Below are 14,201 nucleotides of genomic sequence, written 5' to 3'. Positions count from 1 at the left end.
CATCGTGGGACGACACAACTGGCCCTCCGCCGTTGAGGATGCGCCCGCCACGGACGAATGGCCGTCCGGTGCGGACTGGACCGCCGGCTTCGTCGGGGACAGTGAACCCCCCGGGACGTCCCATGCGGTAGGTGAGCCTGACGGCGCTCTGGCCCCGACACCGCCGCCCTGGTTCAGGGGCTGATCGGGCCGAGGAGCCTGTCCAGGTATTCGCCGCTGAACACGCCCTCGGGGTCGAACCGTGCGCGGACCTCTTGGAATGTCCGCCATTCCGGATAGCGCTCGCTCAGCTGCGCGGCGGTGAGGGTGTGCCGCTTACCCCAGTGTGGGCGGCCACCCAGCCCGATCAGGATGGGTTCGAGATCGTGGAAGTACGACTCCCACGGACCGTGAATCGTCTGATGCACTGCGAGATAGACGCTTTCGCGGCCATAGGCCGGTGCCAGCAGCGCGTCATCGGCTTGGGTGAAGCGGACCTCCAACGGAAAGGCCACCAGATGACGGTTCTGCTCAATGGTGGCCAGGGCGGTCTGGATGGCGTCGCGGGCATTCTCCCGTGGCAGCGAGTACTCCATCTCGGTGAACTTCACCTTGCGGGGGCTCGCGAACACCGCAGCGCTCTCATCCTGCGACTCATTGGAACCAGCAAGATCGGCAACGAATTTCGATATGTACGGGGCGGCAGCAGGCACACGCCCGGCCGCCCACATCAGCGCGCCGAGCGCGCCGTTCTCTACCAGATCGCGCTCCACCCAATGCCGCACCGGATGGCGAGGCCAGGGATCCTCCTGCGTGCGTGTCGACTCCAGCAGCAAGACCCTTCGTGTGTGCGGAAAGAGGTACAGCTCAAGGTGATCGGTATCGGCCAGCAATGTGGGCAGATCGGCCAGCACAGTGTCGAGATCGTGCACGGATTGACGGCGGTGCAGTCGGAAGGCCGGAACACATTGCAGGGTGAACTCGGTGACCACTCCCAGCGCACCCAATGAGATCCGTGCGGCGCGCAACTCATCACCACCGGCGATCTCGTGAGTAGTGCCGTCGGCAGTCATGATTCGCATCGAAACGATGGTCTGCGAGATATTGCCGAATCGCAGGCCCGTCCCGTGAGTTCCGGTAGCAGCGGCCCCGGCGAGTGTCTGGGCGTCGATATCGCCGAGGTTCGGCAGGGCCAGTCCGTGCCGCAACAGCCTGCGGTTCAGATCATGCAGGGTGATGCCGGCCTGGACCCGCACCCGGTCTTGCTCGTCCACCGATATCAGTTGCCGCAGTTCCGAGATGTCCACCTGCACGCCGTCGGTGACACACAGCTCGGTGAAGGAATGCGATGAACCGACCGGCCGTACCGTCCGCCCGGCAGAACGTCTGAGGGCGAATGCCAGCTCCTCCTCGGACCGTGGGCGTACCACTAGTCCTGGTGCACAAGATGTTTGACCACTCCAGTTGTGCCACTCGCTCACAGGAACATCATTCCCTCGCCGCGGTAGGTGGGCACCGATCCCGCATGCTGACCGTCCTCGACGAGCTGCAGTTCGGTGAAGTGTTCGCAGAGCTCGCCGGCCTTGGCGTGCCGGAACCACACCACATCGCCGATCTCCAGCTCCCGCGCGCCGCGCAACGGCGTCTGAACCTCCCCGGCACCTTCGGATGGGTCAAAGGACAAACCTTTGGGCCACGAGGGCTCCGGCACGCGACTCGCCCCGGCGGGGCCACTGGCTATGTACCCACCGCCCAGTACCGTGGCCAGCTCGGGTGCCGGTTTGCGCACCACCGGCAACGCGAACGCGGCGGCTGGATCTAGCCGCAGACTGCGGTAGTTGTCGAAAAGGGCCGGAGCGAAGAAGCCCGACCCGGCCGCCAATTCGGTGGCGAATCCCAGTCCCGCGATCCGGGCTAGGCTGCCGGTACCTCCGGAGTTCACCAGCTCGAGCGGCGGTGCCCCGGCGGCACACAACCGCGCGGTGACCGCGTTCAGCACCCGGGGGAGACGCTGGCCGAGGTCGCGCAGCGAGGACGCCTGCATGCCGCGAACCGCCAACTGGTACCACGGGTTTCCCGGGACGATGTCGCCCACGCCGGCGATCTGCCCGTCGTAGGCCATCACAGCAGCCAGCCGCAGCCCGGGGGTGGCGCACACCAGATCGGTGAGAGCGGCCGCCTGCTCGGGGGTGTGCACCGGTGATCGCTTAGGCCCCAGGTGCAGCGGGCCGTTGAGGGGACGCCACCCGGCATCGACATCCAGGCACACCGGGATTGGTGCGTTGGTCTCCTGCGAGATCGCCGCGAGCAGATTCACGTGGTCGGCGGAGTCGATCAAAGGGCGGATGACTGAGCGATGCCGGGCCGCCGTGGCCAGGGCTCCCCGGTCGACACTGGGGTAGGCGATCAGCAGATCGTCTATGCCAGCATCGGCGAGATGCACGGCCTCCGCGGGGGTGAAGGCGAGCGCCCCTCGAAAGCCTGGTATCTCCAAAAACTTTCGAATCAGCGCGGTGCTGCGTATCGACTTGCTGGCCACCCTGATGGGTAGACCGGAGGCGGCGGCGATCAGCGACGCGGCGTTGGTCCGCACCGCGTCCAAGTCGACCGCGGCCAGCGGTACGGGTGCCCCCCGCAGCGCCTCGGCCAGCCTCCGCACCGACATCAGGCAGGAACCACGACAACGCCGTCATGGTCGGCATAACAGATCGCCCCCGGCGTGAAGTCGATGCCGCCGAAGCTGACGACGACATCGCGCTCCCCGGCGCCGGTCTTGCTGCCCTTTCGCGGGTTGGTGCCGAGGGCCTTGATGCCGATGTCCATGGTGGCCAGCTCGGCACTGTCCCGAACCACTCCGTTGATCACCAGACCCGACCATCCGCTGTCGACGGCGATCCCCGCGATGATGTCGCCGACCAGCGCGCAATGCAGCGATCCGCCGCCGTCGATCACCAGCACACCACCCGAACTAGGCTCTGAGAGAATGGATTTCAATAGAGCGTTGTCATGGTGGCAGCGCACCGTGGTGATGACCCCGGCGAATACCGGCCGCGCGCCGAACTGCGCGAGCTGAAGATCGCAACTGGCCATGTCGATGCCGAGCTCATCTCCCAGGTCGGCGGTCGGGCGGGGCGTGATCGGTGCTGTCGTCATGCCCCAAGCTTATTCGTCAGGCGCCGCTGCCGGCTCTGGCGCATAGGCAATCACGACATCTCGTAGCCATTGCGCTAGACCGGGCTTGGCGCCGTCGTAGTACGCCCGGAATCGATCGTCAGCGACATACATTTCGGTGAGGCGCAGCTGCGTCTGCGGAGTGCAGTCGGTATCGGTGTATCCGCGGTAGCCGACCGGGGTGCGGGCACTGGGCACCACGAGGCCGATCTCGTCAAAGTGGTGCAGTGTCCGGACCGAGAGGCCGGTCAGATCGGATACCCGACCCACCGTCACCAGGTTTGGTCCACTTGTGTCTTCGTTCACGTCCGACACTGTGTGGCCTCCCGTGACGTGAGGGTCAAGCCCTCTTCTCGTGACGGCGGAACCGGAGCCGATCAGTCCAGTTCGACGGAGTCCTCGCGGCGACGCCGGCGCCGAAGCAGCAACACGACGAAAATCGCGAACGCGGCACCGAATGCGATTTTCAGGTTCGGTGATTGCCGGCCCGCTTCAGGTGCCGGGCCGGGAATCGGTGGCGGCGCCGAATCGACCGCCGACTTCGCTTGCGCGGCAGCCTCCCGGGCAGCCGCCGCGAGGTCGGGCTGGGCAGGTTCAGGCGTGGGTGCCGGTGCGGGCGCCTCCGGTTTGGGGGCCTCGACAACGGGCTCAGGGGTCGGCGCGGGCGCGGGCTTGGGTGTAGGTGCGGGTGCCGCCACTGGCGCAGGTTTCGGTACCGGTGGGGCGGCGGGCTTGGGGGCCTCGGATGCTGGTGCTGCTGCCTCGGCGGGCTGCTCCGGTTTGGCGGGCTTCGGTGCGGCGGGCGGCTTCGGGGCGGGGGCTGTGCCGGACCCGGGTTCGGCCTTGGGACCCGACTTCGGCGGTGCCGACGAACCAGCGGGCCGTTTTGCAGGCGCGCGCTTGGCTGCTGGACGTTTCGCGGCCTTCGCGGGGCGAGCCGGTGTCGCGGGCTTTGGTGCCTCGCCGCCAGCCGGCTTCTCCGGTGTCTGGTTGGGCTCGTTACCCGAATTGTCCTGGTCCGCCATGCGCCTGCTCCTTCGCAAGTTTCGGTCGTCCTGGGTGTTCGTGGCGCGCTCGCGGCCACGATGGGCGGCTCACACCCGAATCTCTGCCGCCCCGCCGTTGTCCATCATGCCGTCACACCGGAAAAAGGCCAGTGGGCCCCCTCGCGGATTACGACTGACGACGCTGAGTCCAGATGAGTGCCGCACCCACCGAGACCACCACAGCCACGACAAATGGCCACATGGGCAGGTCGCCGTCGGTCGGATTCGCCGAAGGCGCCGGAGCGGGAGAACTCGTGCCCGACGGCTGCTGCGACATCGCCGGGGCGCCCGCGGAGGCGGGTGCACCCGAGCCGGTGATGGTGAACTGCCAGGATCCGTCGACCGGATGCCCGTCCTCGGAGATCACACGAAAGTTCACCGTGTACTTTCCGGCGGGTGCTCCCGGCTTCATACCGACCGAGATCGTCGCACCGGACACCAGCGGATCGCCCGCCTGCCACTGGTCGGTCTTGGCATCCGGCCCGATGATCGTCAGCGCGGAAAAACGCTTCTGCAGCGGCTCGTTGAAGGTGGCGCTGACCTGCGCGGGAGTCCCGGATAACACGGCGTTCTCGGCCGGATCGGAGGACACCTTGACGGCGTGTGCCGCCGCCACACCCGGCAATGCCAGGCCCAGCCCCAACACAATGAAGGCCGACAAGAACACGGACACCGACTTGCGTAGAACCGTCATCACTGCTGCCTCCGCCGATTTGTCACCGCGAGCACGAGCGCGACAGCACCGAGGACCAGACCGATCCCGCCGAACCAGCGGGCCGTCTTGTCCGGATGTGCCGCGTTCTGCCCGGAATCATGGGTTGCCGACACCTGAGGTGCGTGCGCCGAGTGTCCATCGTGGTCGGCCTTGCTCTGTGTTAGGTCGAGTGTGGGTGCGGGGTGCTCCGGCTCGGTGCCATCGGGCTGGGCCCGCTGATCCCACCTGACGACTTGGCCGTCGGCATATGTCTGTGTTGCGGGGAAGACCACCGACTCGGTATCGGGAAGCTTGACGCGTACCCGGAACAGTGCGAACTGGTCGGGCCCAATCCCGTTACCCGGGACGGCCTTCCATGTCACCGACCGGACCGTGCCTTGACCGGCGTCCCGATCCACGGTGCTGGTCCAGCCCGGCAGTAGCTCGGTGCTCGCCGAACCGGCATCGGGCAGCTGGACGGTCAACTCGGTGGTCAGCGCCTTGCTCTGGGACTCGTTGGGAACCGAGAACTCCAGCGTCGCGTAGCCGCCGCGGGCGGTGTTGTCCGTGGTCACGCGCACGTGGGCGGACGCCGGAATGGCGAGCGTCAGTAGCGCTGCGGCCGCCGCGGTCGACGCCGCGATCAGTCGAGGAAACAACCGCATGGATTACCTCACTCCGAGTCGGGCAAGTAGATCTGCGTCGATGCCGTCGAGCTCGCGGGCGATGGCGGCATGGGCAGCGCGCCTGCGGGTCGGTGGCATGTGCTCGGAGGCCCCCACTGCGGTACCCAACTCCTCCAGCCGCGCACGGACTGCCGAGGTGAACTTCTTGGTCTCCGCGTCCTTGGGCGCACGGTCGAGTACGGCTTGGAGGGACTGCTCAGCGCCGGCGATACGGGCCGACAGCTCCGCTCCGAATCCTGAGTACTGACCAAGCTCTGCCAGCGGTATGCCAAGGCGATCGGCGCGGCGCTGATCCAGCACCCCGCGAACCGCGATGGCCCCTTTGTACAACACCGGCAGGAGCACAGGGGCTAGCAGCCGCACCACCGTGAGGGTGCGTTTGATCCGGGTCGGCGAGAGCAGCTTGCCCTCGCGCACCGCCCTGAGCTGGTCCTGGGCGATTTGCCGCTGAGCCTTCAACGTCGCGAGCTCCGTCTTGCGCGAGTCGCGCCGGGCGGCGGACTCCGAGCGCGCCTGCATGAGCATCCGTCGCCGGTCGTTGCGCGCCGCCAATCTGGCTTCGAGCTTGGCCTTCGCCTTCAGAGCCCGAGCCTCGGCGCGTTTCGTCGAGCGGCTCTTGCGGCTGGTGAGAAAACCCATCCCAGCGGCCTCCGTTCATCGCGTTGCGAGTGTGGCGCTAACCCTAGCGCGCCGACCCGCGCTGGCCCCGTGCGGATGGGGCCGCGTATTTAGGTGGTCGCGCCGCACGCTGCAAAGGTCCCCGGCAGTCGCCAGCGAAGTTCTAGAAGTCCCCATTCGGGTGGTATATGGCGAACATAAGGTGAAAGGGCCCACAATTTGCGATAGATATTTGACCTCCGAGCAAATTCCCGGCATTCTGATCGCCGTGGGGCGACATCGAGCAAAGCAGAGTAGGCGGAGCCAGCAGCTGAAGCGTGCTTCGGCGCGCGCTGCTGTGGTGACGGTGCTCAGCTCGGGGACGCTCATGGGGGGATTCGGGGTTTTCGCCGTATCGACCCCGGCTGCGGATGCAAAGCCCGGCGGTGGTTCAGGTGGTGACAGCGACCACGACCATGGCTTGGGTGGCGCGATCCACAAGATCACTGGCGGCCTGCTCGGTGGCGGAGTCGGCGGAGGCGGTGGACCAGGCAGCGGCGGCACGCGCAACGCGCCCTCGTCCCCGAGCTTCGGTAAAAGCCTGCACGGCGGCGCTGGATCGGAAGGTGCTGCGGGCGGTAGTAGCAGCGATTCCTCCGCCGGCGACAAGGACAAAGGCAAAGACAAGGGCCCCGGGGCGAACGTTCCCAAGCCCGGGTCTGCCGGCGCCAATGGCAAATCGTCCGACAATGCGGCGGGCAGCCATGATTCGAGCACCAGCACCCCCGGCTCCTCTGGCGGTACGTCCAGCGTGGGGATCGGTGGCGGCCCCGAGATAACCCTTCCGCATTCGGGTGGCGCGGCGGGTGTTCATACCCCGAACGGCACGGCACCCACTGCTGAAAGCACCAGCGGCACAACAGCTCACACCGAAACGTCACCGACGTTGAAGGGCGCTTTGGGCTCCGTCGCCGGTGCGATGGCCCCGAAGACGCAGACCGCCACGACGCCTAAGGCCGACACCGCGACCTCTCCGCACAACGCGACCGCACCGGGTGCGACGGGTACGGCGGACACCCCCGCTTCGGGCTCTGCACCAACAGGACACGAGACGTCGTCCGAGGAACCCAGAGTTCCGGGCGTCACCATCAACATGGGTGGACGCACCATTGTCATCTGGAAGAAAAAGCCGAGTACGTCGACGCACACGCCAGGTACCGGCGGTGGATCGACGCACGAGGCGGGCGCCGGGGGCGGATCGGCGCACGAGCATGAATCCGACGACCACGTGATCACGCTGCCCGGGCTTCCTGATATCGGTGGCGCCCCGAACCCGGCCACGCCGTCGTTCGGTGGCGCGGCCGGCACCCGGACCCCGGGCGGAAACCCCGGTATTCACACCGGGCCCATAGCGCCGCCGACGGTGCTCACGCCCAAGGCTCCCGCAGTCGCGATCGCGGCACCACCCGCGCCGCCGGCCATAGCGCCGGTCGTGCCGCCGGCGCCGCCGGTTGTGACCATCAAGCAGGCCGAGGGTGGCCGGGGCGGCGACGCCGTCGTGACCGCTGGTGGGTCCAAGCAACCCGAGGCCGCCACGAAGCCGATCGAGCAGTTCGTCGCCGCCCAGACCATTGCGCCGCGTACCGGCTACGGCGACTACCTCCGACTCACGAAGACGTCCGAGATCGCCGCGGTGGCCATTCCGGGTGCCGTGGGTATCGCGATGATGACCTTCGTGGGGGGCGCCATCGGATACCGGCAAGCCAAGGCCGGGCATACCGTGCGTGCCTCCGCTGCCGCCCGCTTCCTGGAGTAGGGGAGAATCGATACAGCACCCCGAAAGGGGGCTGTTCGGGAAGGCACGTGTTGAGGGGAGACGCACATGGGCGCAGGCCGTCGTGTGACCGACGCCGTCAACGCTGTGCTGGATCTGGCCCCGCGCAAGGGCGAGGTGACGCTGACCGCACTCGTGGAGGCCGTCGGTCGCGATCGGGACCGGTCGATCGAGATCATCTCGGCTGATCTACCGCCCGGGGTGTGCGGTCAATGGCGCCAGTACGAGAACGAAGACATCTTCATCATCCAGCGCGGCCTGCCCACCTGGGATCGCACGCTCGCCCATGAACTTGGGCATGTGGTGCTGCGGCATGAGGGCATCTCGGTGGCTGAAATGGCTAGGGACGAAGCAGAATTTGCCAGCGACGACCTCATCGCATACATGCTGTCCCAGCGCACCGGATGCATGGGTGCGGCCGGGATGGAGGCCGAACAAGAAGCCGAGGACTTCGCGGCGTTGTTGCTCTACCGGCTTGGCCGGCTGCCCTCAGACCGCGCTTCCATTGTTCAGGTGAGGCTCGGGGAGGCCTTTGGGTGATCGCCTGGGTGATTGCCGGGCTGCTGGGTATGGCGACGGGTTTGCGCATCGGGTGGGTGCTCGTCCACAAACAATCCCCGGTGAGCACCGGAATGATCGTTGCGCTGGGGAGCCTGGCGCTGGTGTCGGCGCTGAACTGGGAGCCGCTGACAATTCTTGTGGACAGTTCGCTGGGCTGGCCCAATATCTCGGTGGCGGTAAGCCAGGCCGCGCTGACGGCCTGCGCGGCGGGCAGCTGCGTGATGATCACCAGCATGTCCGCCAGCCGCACCGCGGCGGCCAACAGGCGATGGGCGCGCTGGCAGTACCTGGCCGCGGCCGTGATCGCCGGCGCCAGCCTTGCCGTCTTCTTTTCCCGTGGTCCGCAGCCCGAGATGACGCCCCGCGAGTTTCTCAAGCACGATCTGGGTGGATTCGCCTCTGGCACAGCCTGGCTCATCCCGATGCTGTACATCGCCGTTGCCCTGTCGGTGGTGCTGTGGGCGGGGATGGCCTATTCGAATCGCAGCCGTCGGGGTCGCGCCTTGTTCCTTTTCACCGTCGGGATCAGCCTGCTGGTACTGGCCGTCTTGGTGGTGGCCGGTGTCGCCGTGGCCAATTCGGAGTACGTGACGATCGGGACCGCGGCGACGTTGATAGGTTGTGCAATGGCGATGGTGGCGGTGGGATCGCTATTGCCGACCTTCGAGACGTGGCTGGTCGCTCGACGCGAGATGTTCGTATTGGCTCCGTTGTACAACGACATCAAGAAGCGTCAGCCGGACGCGGCCATCGGAGTGCGTCCGCGTGGACCGCTGGCGTTCCAGGTGGCAGACCGCATGGCCTACATCTCCGATGCGCTCTTCCTGGAGGCGATGCACGCCCAGGGGCTAGACCCCGAATCGGAGGGCGAGGGCGATATCGAGCTCGGAGCAGAACCGGTGAGACTCGACGTACCACCGGACGCGCAGGCCCACGCGGTGGTGAAATGGATTCTTACCGAAGGTGATCCGAAAGAAAACTTCCCGGGCCCGGAATGGCTACACCAGCCTGACGGATACTCCGATCGCGAATGGATTCTCGCGATCGCCACTGAGTACCGCAGGCTGGTGCGTGCCGAACGTCGTTCTTAAGTTGTACATCGCCGTCCCTCCGTGCGTACGCCGCCAGCTCGATGAGCGGTGAACGCCAAACTGACCGGTCCTTCCCCGAGTGGACCGGTCAGGCGAGAAGCGGACTAGCTGTCGAGACCTTCTTGGCGACGGTATTCGTCGACGGCCTGCGTGATGCGGTCCTGTGCCTCGACAGACAGCCCCACGGTGCGGGCCGCGATTCGACGGACACCCTCATCGCGCATGTTGGCGAGCCAGGTCAGTTCCTGGTCGAGCTTCTCGTAGTACTCATCGTCGGTGAAGTACGCCGGCTTGATCCGGAAGAAGTTCGCGAGCGCCTTCATGGTCGCCGACGAAGGGTTGGTGCGGTTACCTGATCGCAGCTGCGACAGGTACGGCGCGGACATCGTGATGCCCTCGGAACGCAGGGCCGCGATCACCTCGGCAGAGGTGTGGGGGCCGCGCCCGGGCGGGTACACGGTGTCGAACAACCGATTCAAACGTGCGGTGAACGTGGTGCTCATCGAGCCTTACCTCCACAAACAGATAAAGTTGCTAATTCGGGGGACGTATTTGCTGCCTATCGTAACCTTAGTTTTGCCTGCAGCCAAGCGCAACCATCAAGTTCGCCGCGGATGGACATGATGTTCGGTAATCCAAACCTGCTAGCTCAGGCACATTCGTGCAGCGTCCAATATTCGGGACGATCTGGGAATCTTCGTTCTCAGGCAAATGATTGATGAATCCCCAGGGCGATGGCTCGGAGACTCCGGTGTGGGCCGTGCGGAGAGGTCGCATTCGTTTCCTAAGTCGGCCGGGCACAGTGTCTGGCTGTATAACCTGCTGAGTTGCTACTGGCACCGGCACCGCGTCTTCTCCGCGCACGCCGCGCTGACCTGGCACGATGTCATGTCCGTGACGATAACTGCAGCTAGCGATTATGGCGGGAATCGCCGCGCATAGGTAACGTTTTAATAGTGGAACGTTGACGGCAAGCGTGCCCGTCAGCAGGGCATCCCCTCTGACCAGCGGTAAATCCATGGCGGTGAGCTGTGAGCAAGATCACAGCAACTATGGGAGCGTGTGGTCTGCCACCGCCGTCCAACGCCCCGTCAGAGCCGCCGAAGACCCTCCCAAACCGAGATCGCGACGGGTGTCGCGGTCACGTCCTGGAGCAGATGTGACGGAAGTGACCGGTGCGGCTGGGTCCCGCGGGGAACGTGCCCGTTTCAGCGCACACCGTGCCTGTCGGAGAGCCCAGCAGCGCGTGGTTCCACCGATGGTCGCTGGCGGGGCGGCGGCGGTCGGCATTGTCGTGTCACCGAGCTCGGCCTAAATTTTGAGGAAATGATCGCCAGGGAGGGGAAACGAGTCGTGCGGGCGGTCGCTGGTTTAGGGCGGTGGTTTGCGTTGTTCGTGCACCGAATCCAACTCCCGGAGCCGGGGAATGCCAAACCTGCTCGGAGGGCGATGGGGCCGTTTGAGGAGTATGGCCCCGGGGGGCGTGTTCGACGGCGACGGAGGGACCGTGAACTGGGGCCGGCATGGGTCGGACGCCCGCCCGCGCGATCGATCAATGCCAGCGCAGTTCAGGCCGCATTGTCATCAGTGTGGGAATGGTTGCCGAGCTCGCCCAGGAATGCCGTGTTGTCACTGGCGGCGGCTGACGGATCGTGCTCGGGGCGGTTGTCGAGGCCTCGCGCACCGAACGTAACCGGTTCGCCGAATGGCTGTTTGGCGCGAGTAATGGTGATCGCGACTTTGGGGATGCCTACTCTCGGCCCGCATCGTGGGCACGGCGGTGCCGGATCGAAAACCTAAGCAGAAGAACGGGTATGCGGCGCCATGGCCGGTAGTGGTGGAAGTCGAGTCGACGAATTCCTTTACGCGGCAAGCAACATGGCCAACACGGCCGTGTCGGGATCGCTGATGGGATCGATGCCTACCCGACTCACCACCGATGTCACCGTGCCGTCTGACTCGGCCTCAACCCATGCGGCTCGATGCTCTAGCCCCAGGTGTGGCAATCCGGGAAGAAGCAGGCAACCCGAGGCTGCACCAAGGCATTCCGGCAGTGTGGGGTTGGTCTCGGATGGCGGATGGAGCATAAGCAACGCCGGTGGTTGATGTTCTGCAAAATGCCCGGGCGCGACCGCCGACTCCCCGAGCACCGTGCCTTCGGCGACGACCAAACCGACCATGCCGGGCGCGGGATCGTCAGGCAGGTCCTCGCGGGCGCCAAAAATCGTTGTGGTGGAAAGTAATCCGGGCAGTGTGGCGATGCGCACTGTCACAATCAGCAGCTGCATCCATTCCTTGGTGGAATCGGGCCAGCGGCCGCACACCACGAACCCCCTGAGCGATCCGCCCGCGTGGAAGGGCGCGATCTCGATCGGCTGATCGGAACTAGTTGTCATATCTGTCACGCTCGCAATCACTCTGACACCACATCCACGCTGCGCGACGCTGCTTATTCCAGAATTACCATGCGCGGAGTCGCCCCGCAATTGCTAGCGGACACGCCGATAACACACTTGGGCCCCGGATTCGTAACAAACCCGGGGCCCAAGCGAAACAGCGAGATCAGCCGAAGATAAGGCCCGATGTCTTCGTGGTGGCCGCGGTGTAGCGGTCCTGCACGTCGGCCCAGTTGACGACGTTCCAGAACGCCTTGACGTAGTCCGCCTTGACGTTCTTGTACTGCAGGTAGAAGGCGTGCTCCCACATGTCGACCTGGAGCAGCGGGATGATGCCCAGCGGGACGTTGGCCTGCTGGTCGTACAGCTGGAAGGTCAGCAGCTTCTGCCCCAGGCTGTCGTAGCCGAGCACTGCCCAACCTGAGCCCTGCAGACCGTTGGCCGCCGCAGTGAACTGCGCCTGGAACTTGTCGAACGAGCCGAACTGGTCGTCGATAGCGGCGGCCAGATCGCCGGTGGGCTTGTCGCCACCGTTGGGCGACAGGTTCTTCCACCAGATCGAGTGGTTCACGTGACCACCGAGGTGGAAGGCCAGGTTCTTCTCATTGAGGAAGATCGCGGCGTGGTCCCCCGTCTCGCGGGCCTCTTCCAACTTGGCGACAGCGGAATTGACGCCCGCCACATAGGCCGCGTGGTGCTTACTGTGGTGCAGCTCGTTGATCTGTCCCGAGATGTGGGGCTCCAGAGCTCCGTAGTCGTAGTCCAAATCGGGCAGTGTGTACTCAGCCACGAGATTCCTTTCGGCTTGCTTCGTATCCGCGTGTGTGCAGATCCATTCCATGAGAAGACACGGCCAAACCGGATGCACCGGATGCGCCGGCCTACCGATTCAACCCTGCTCTATTGCGCAACGCGTAGCAAGGACGCATGCATCCTTATTTGGTCACCCAATGTTGGCCGGACGAAGCGGATCGCCGAGACTCCCGGCTAGATCAGGATGAGAAACGCGAGGCCGGCGGCGAGGATGAGCGCGATGACAAGCGCTCGGAAGGCCGCGACGCGGTAGGAGGTGTTGTAGCAGCGTGGGGTCAACTGCCAGCCGGAAGTGGACATCGACTCGTGCCCTGCCCACTGTGCCGTCATCGCCGCCCTCCTGTCACCCTGCGCAAGTACCGTCACGGTGAGATGAGTCACAGCATCTCGCGTGTGACGGTTATCATAGCTCCAAATCGCGATGCGCGAAAATTCACCCTGTGTGTACCTGGAAACCCCAGCTAGACCAGCAAATTGGTGGAGTGCTGCGGCGTACCATCAGCGGCATGGCTTCTTGGGTAAATAACGTTCGCGATCAGATCTTGGGGCGACTCGAAGGCGGGCTCGCACCGGGAAAGTCGGCAATCGTCGGGGAGGGTGCCGCGCTGCCCGGGCGTACCACCCCGATTCGGATATCCGGCACGCACTTCGTCAACGGTCACGCAACCGTGCCGCCCTTCCCGGAGGGGCTCGACACCGCGGTGTTTGGCGAGGGGTGCTTCTGGGGCGCTGAACGGGGCTTCTGGAAGGTTAACGGTGTCTATTCCACCGCCGTTGGATACGCCGGGGGCTACACGCCCAATCCGACCTATGAAGAGGTGTGCTCTGGGCAGACCGGGCACGCGGAGGTCGTGCTGGTGGTGTTCGATCCTCGTGAGGTGACCTACGGGCAGCTTCTGGTGCAGTTCTGGGAGAGCCACGATCCCACTCAGGGCATGCGGCAGGGCAACGATCGCGGCAGCCAATACCGCTCGGCCATCTATGCGACGAGTGAGAGTCAGGCGACGCAGGCCGCCGAGAGCGCCACACGGTACGGGTCCGCACTTGCTGACGCCGGATACGGAGCGGTCACCACGGAGATAGCTCCGTTGGACGGGCCGATCGATCATGCGTCGCGGCGCTTCTACTACGCCGAGGAGTATCACCAGCAGTACCTGGCCAAGAACCCAAACGGATACTGCGGACTCGGCGGGACATCGGTTTCCTGCCCTATCGGACTGGATGTGCCACCCGGCGATCCAGCACAGGCGTGAGCTATCCCACGGCGGTGACTATGAATTCGCTAACTATGCGCAGGCAGTGCTACGGTTCCCCGTCGCCAGCCCTGCTGAGC

15 protein-coding genes and 2 pseudogenes are annotated in these 14,201 nt (G+C 65.3%); 4 read left to right on the top strand and 13 right to left on the bottom strand.

Going from position 1 to position 14,201, the window contains the following annotated elements:
• Positions 1-173: 173 nt before the first annotated feature.
• The 9 genes and pseudogenes from B4383_RS13390 to B4383_RS13355 form a co-directional block, all read right to left on the bottom strand.
• On the bottom strand, positions 174-1,460 hold the full coding sequence (locus B4383_RS13390) for a D-arabinono-1,4-lactone oxidase (protein ID WP_078290777.1): 1,287 nt from the start codon (positions 1,458-1,460) through the stop codon (positions 174-176).
• Positions 1,457-2,644: an amino acid deaminase/aldolase gene (locus tag B4383_RS13385; protein ID WP_078290776.1), complete on the bottom strand. Its 1,188-nt coding sequence runs from the start codon at positions 2,642-2,644 to the stop codon at positions 1,457-1,459. The genes B4383_RS13390 and B4383_RS13385 overlap by 4 nt, the downstream gene beginning before the upstream one ends.
• Complete coding sequence (rraA, locus tag B4383_RS13380) at positions 2,644-3,132, bottom strand: ribonuclease E activity regulator RraA (RefSeq protein WP_078290775.1); 489 nt, start codon at positions 3,130-3,132, stop codon at positions 2,644-2,646. Before rraA ends, B4383_RS13385 begins: the two co-directional genes overlap by 1 nt.
• 9 nt (positions 3,133-3,141) lie before the next feature.
• Positions 3,142-3,291, bottom strand: a pseudogene (locus B4383_RS27165) (TipAS antibiotic-recognition domain-containing protein); the annotation flags it as partial.
• Positions 3,292-3,297: 6 nt separating this feature from the next.
• Positions 3,298-3,429 (bottom strand): annotated as a pseudogene (locus tag B4383_RS27160) (MerR family DNA-binding transcriptional regulator); the annotation flags it as partial.
• Between the two features lie 98 nt (positions 3,430-3,527).
• On the bottom strand, positions 3,528-4,175 hold the full coding sequence (locus B4383_RS13370) for a hypothetical protein (RefSeq protein ID WP_078290773.1): 648 nt from the start codon (positions 4,173-4,175) through the stop codon (positions 3,528-3,530).
• 148 nt (positions 4,176-4,323) lie between these two features.
• Complete coding sequence (locus B4383_RS13365; RefSeq protein WP_078290772.1) at positions 4,324-4,890, bottom strand: copper resistance CopC family protein; 567 nt, start codon at positions 4,888-4,890, stop codon at positions 4,324-4,326.
• Positions 4,890-5,555, bottom strand: coding sequence for a YcnI family protein (locus tag B4383_RS13360; RefSeq protein WP_078290771.1), 666 nt, complete (start codon positions 5,553-5,555; stop codon positions 4,890-4,892). Before B4383_RS13360 ends, B4383_RS13365 begins: the two co-directional genes overlap by 1 nt.
• A gap of 3 nt (positions 5,556-5,558) precedes the next feature.
• Positions 5,559-6,215, bottom strand: coding sequence for a DUF6474 family protein (locus B4383_RS13355; protein ID WP_078290770.1), 657 nt, complete (start codon positions 6,213-6,215; stop codon positions 5,559-5,561).
• 316 nt (positions 6,216-6,531) lie between these two features.
• Here B4383_RS13355 and B4383_RS13350 point away from each other — a divergent pair, with 316 nt between their 5' ends.
• The 3 genes from B4383_RS13350 (at position 6,532) to B4383_RS13340 (ending at position 9,659) form a co-directional block, all read left to right on the top strand.
• Positions 6,532-7,989, top strand: coding sequence for a hypothetical protein (locus B4383_RS13350; protein WP_078290769.1), 1,458 nt, complete (start codon positions 6,532-6,534; stop codon positions 7,987-7,989).
• A gap of 66 nt (positions 7,990-8,055) precedes the next feature.
• Entirely contained in the window at positions 8,056-8,547 is a 492-nt protein-coding gene (locus tag B4383_RS13345; protein WP_078290768.1) for a DUF955 domain-containing protein, read from the top strand.
• On the top strand, positions 8,544-9,659 hold the full coding sequence (locus tag B4383_RS13340) for a hypothetical protein (protein ID WP_078290767.1): 1,116 nt from the start codon (positions 8,544-8,546) through the stop codon (positions 9,657-9,659). Before B4383_RS13345 ends, B4383_RS13340 begins: the two co-directional genes overlap by 4 nt.
• 104 nt (positions 9,660-9,763) lie before the next feature.
• Here the strand turns inward: B4383_RS13340 and B4383_RS13335 are convergent, their stop codons facing one another.
• The 4 genes from B4383_RS13335 to B4383_RS13320 all read right to left on the bottom strand — a co-directional run bounded on the left by B4383_RS13335 (position 9,764) and on the right by B4383_RS13320 (position 13,198).
• Entirely contained in the window at positions 9,764-10,162 is a 399-nt protein-coding gene (locus B4383_RS13335) for a secretion protein EspR (RefSeq protein WP_046252093.1), read from the bottom strand.
• 1,359 nt (positions 10,163-11,521) lie between these two features.
• Positions 11,522-12,055, bottom strand: coding sequence for a peptidase (locus B4383_RS13330; protein WP_078290766.1), 534 nt, complete (start codon positions 12,053-12,055; stop codon positions 11,522-11,524).
• A 166-nt stretch (positions 12,056-12,221) separates the two neighbouring features.
• Positions 12,222-12,845, bottom strand: coding sequence for a superoxide dismutase (locus B4383_RS13325; RefSeq protein WP_078290854.1), 624 nt, complete (start codon positions 12,843-12,845; stop codon positions 12,222-12,224).
• 197 nt (positions 12,846-13,042) lie between these two features.
• Complete coding sequence (locus tag B4383_RS13320; protein WP_139360752.1) at positions 13,043-13,198, bottom strand: hypothetical protein; 156 nt, start codon at positions 13,196-13,198, stop codon at positions 13,043-13,045.
• Positions 13,199-13,374: 176 nt separating this feature from the next.
• On the opposite strand from B4383_RS13320, the gene msrA reads away from it, so the two are divergent.
• Positions 13,375-14,121 (top strand): peptide-methionine (S)-S-oxide reductase MsrA, encoded by a 747-nt coding sequence (gene msrA, locus B4383_RS13315; RefSeq protein ID WP_078290851.1) that lies wholly within the window; start codon positions 13,375-13,377, stop codon positions 14,119-14,121.
• Positions 14,122-14,201: the final 80 nt, after the last annotated feature.

Origin of the sequence: Mycobacterium sp. D16R24 (genome assembly GCF_002013385.1) — a bacterium.
Taxonomy (GTDB): domain Bacteria; phylum Actinomycetota; class Actinomycetes; order Mycobacteriales; family Mycobacteriaceae; genus Mycobacterium.
Note: the sequence above shows the minus strand (reverse complement) of the source record. Positions and strands in the feature narration are given on the sequence as shown.

Excerpts from the sequence above, each read along its gene's own strand:
- B4383_RS13330 (WP_078290766.1), bottom strand. The coding sequence starts at position 12,055 with ATGACAACTAGTTCCGATCAGCCGATCGAGATCGCGCCCTTCCACGCG.
- B4383_RS13360 (WP_078290771.1), bottom strand. The coding sequence starts at position 5,555 with ATGCGGTTGTTTCCTCGACTGATCGCGGCGTCGACCGCGGCGGCCGCA.
- B4383_RS13345 (WP_078290768.1), top strand. The coding sequence starts at position 8,056 with ATGGGCGCAGGCCGTCGTGTGACCGACGCCGTCAACGCTGTGCTGGAT.
- B4383_RS13320 (WP_139360752.1), bottom strand. The coding sequence starts at position 13,198 with ATGACGGCACAGTGGGCAGGGCACGAGTCGATGTCCACTTCCGGCTGG.
- msrA (WP_078290851.1), top strand. The coding sequence starts at position 13,375 with ATGGCTTCTTGGGTAAATAACGTTCGCGATCAGATCTTGGGGCGACTC.
- B4383_RS13335 (WP_046252093.1), bottom strand. The coding sequence starts at position 10,162 with ATGAGCACCACGTTCACCGCACGTTTGAATCGGTTGTTCGACACCGTG.
- rraA (WP_078290775.1), bottom strand. The coding sequence starts at position 3,132 with ATGACGACAGCACCGATCACGCCCCGCCCGACCGCCGACCTGGGAGAT.
- B4383_RS13365 (WP_078290772.1), bottom strand. The coding sequence starts at position 4,890 with ATGACGGTTCTACGCAAGTCGGTGTCCGTGTTCTTGTCGGCCTTCATT.
- B4383_RS13355 (WP_078290770.1), bottom strand. The coding sequence starts at position 6,215 with ATGGGTTTTCTCACCAGCCGCAAGAGCCGCTCGACGAAACGCGCCGAG.
- B4383_RS13385 (WP_078290776.1), bottom strand. The coding sequence starts at position 2,644 with ATGTCGGTGCGGAGGCTGGCCGAGGCGCTGCGGGGGGCACCCGTACCG.
- B4383_RS13370 (WP_078290773.1), bottom strand. The coding sequence starts at position 4,175 with ATGGCGGACCAGGACAATTCGGGTAACGAGCCCAACCAGACACCGGAG.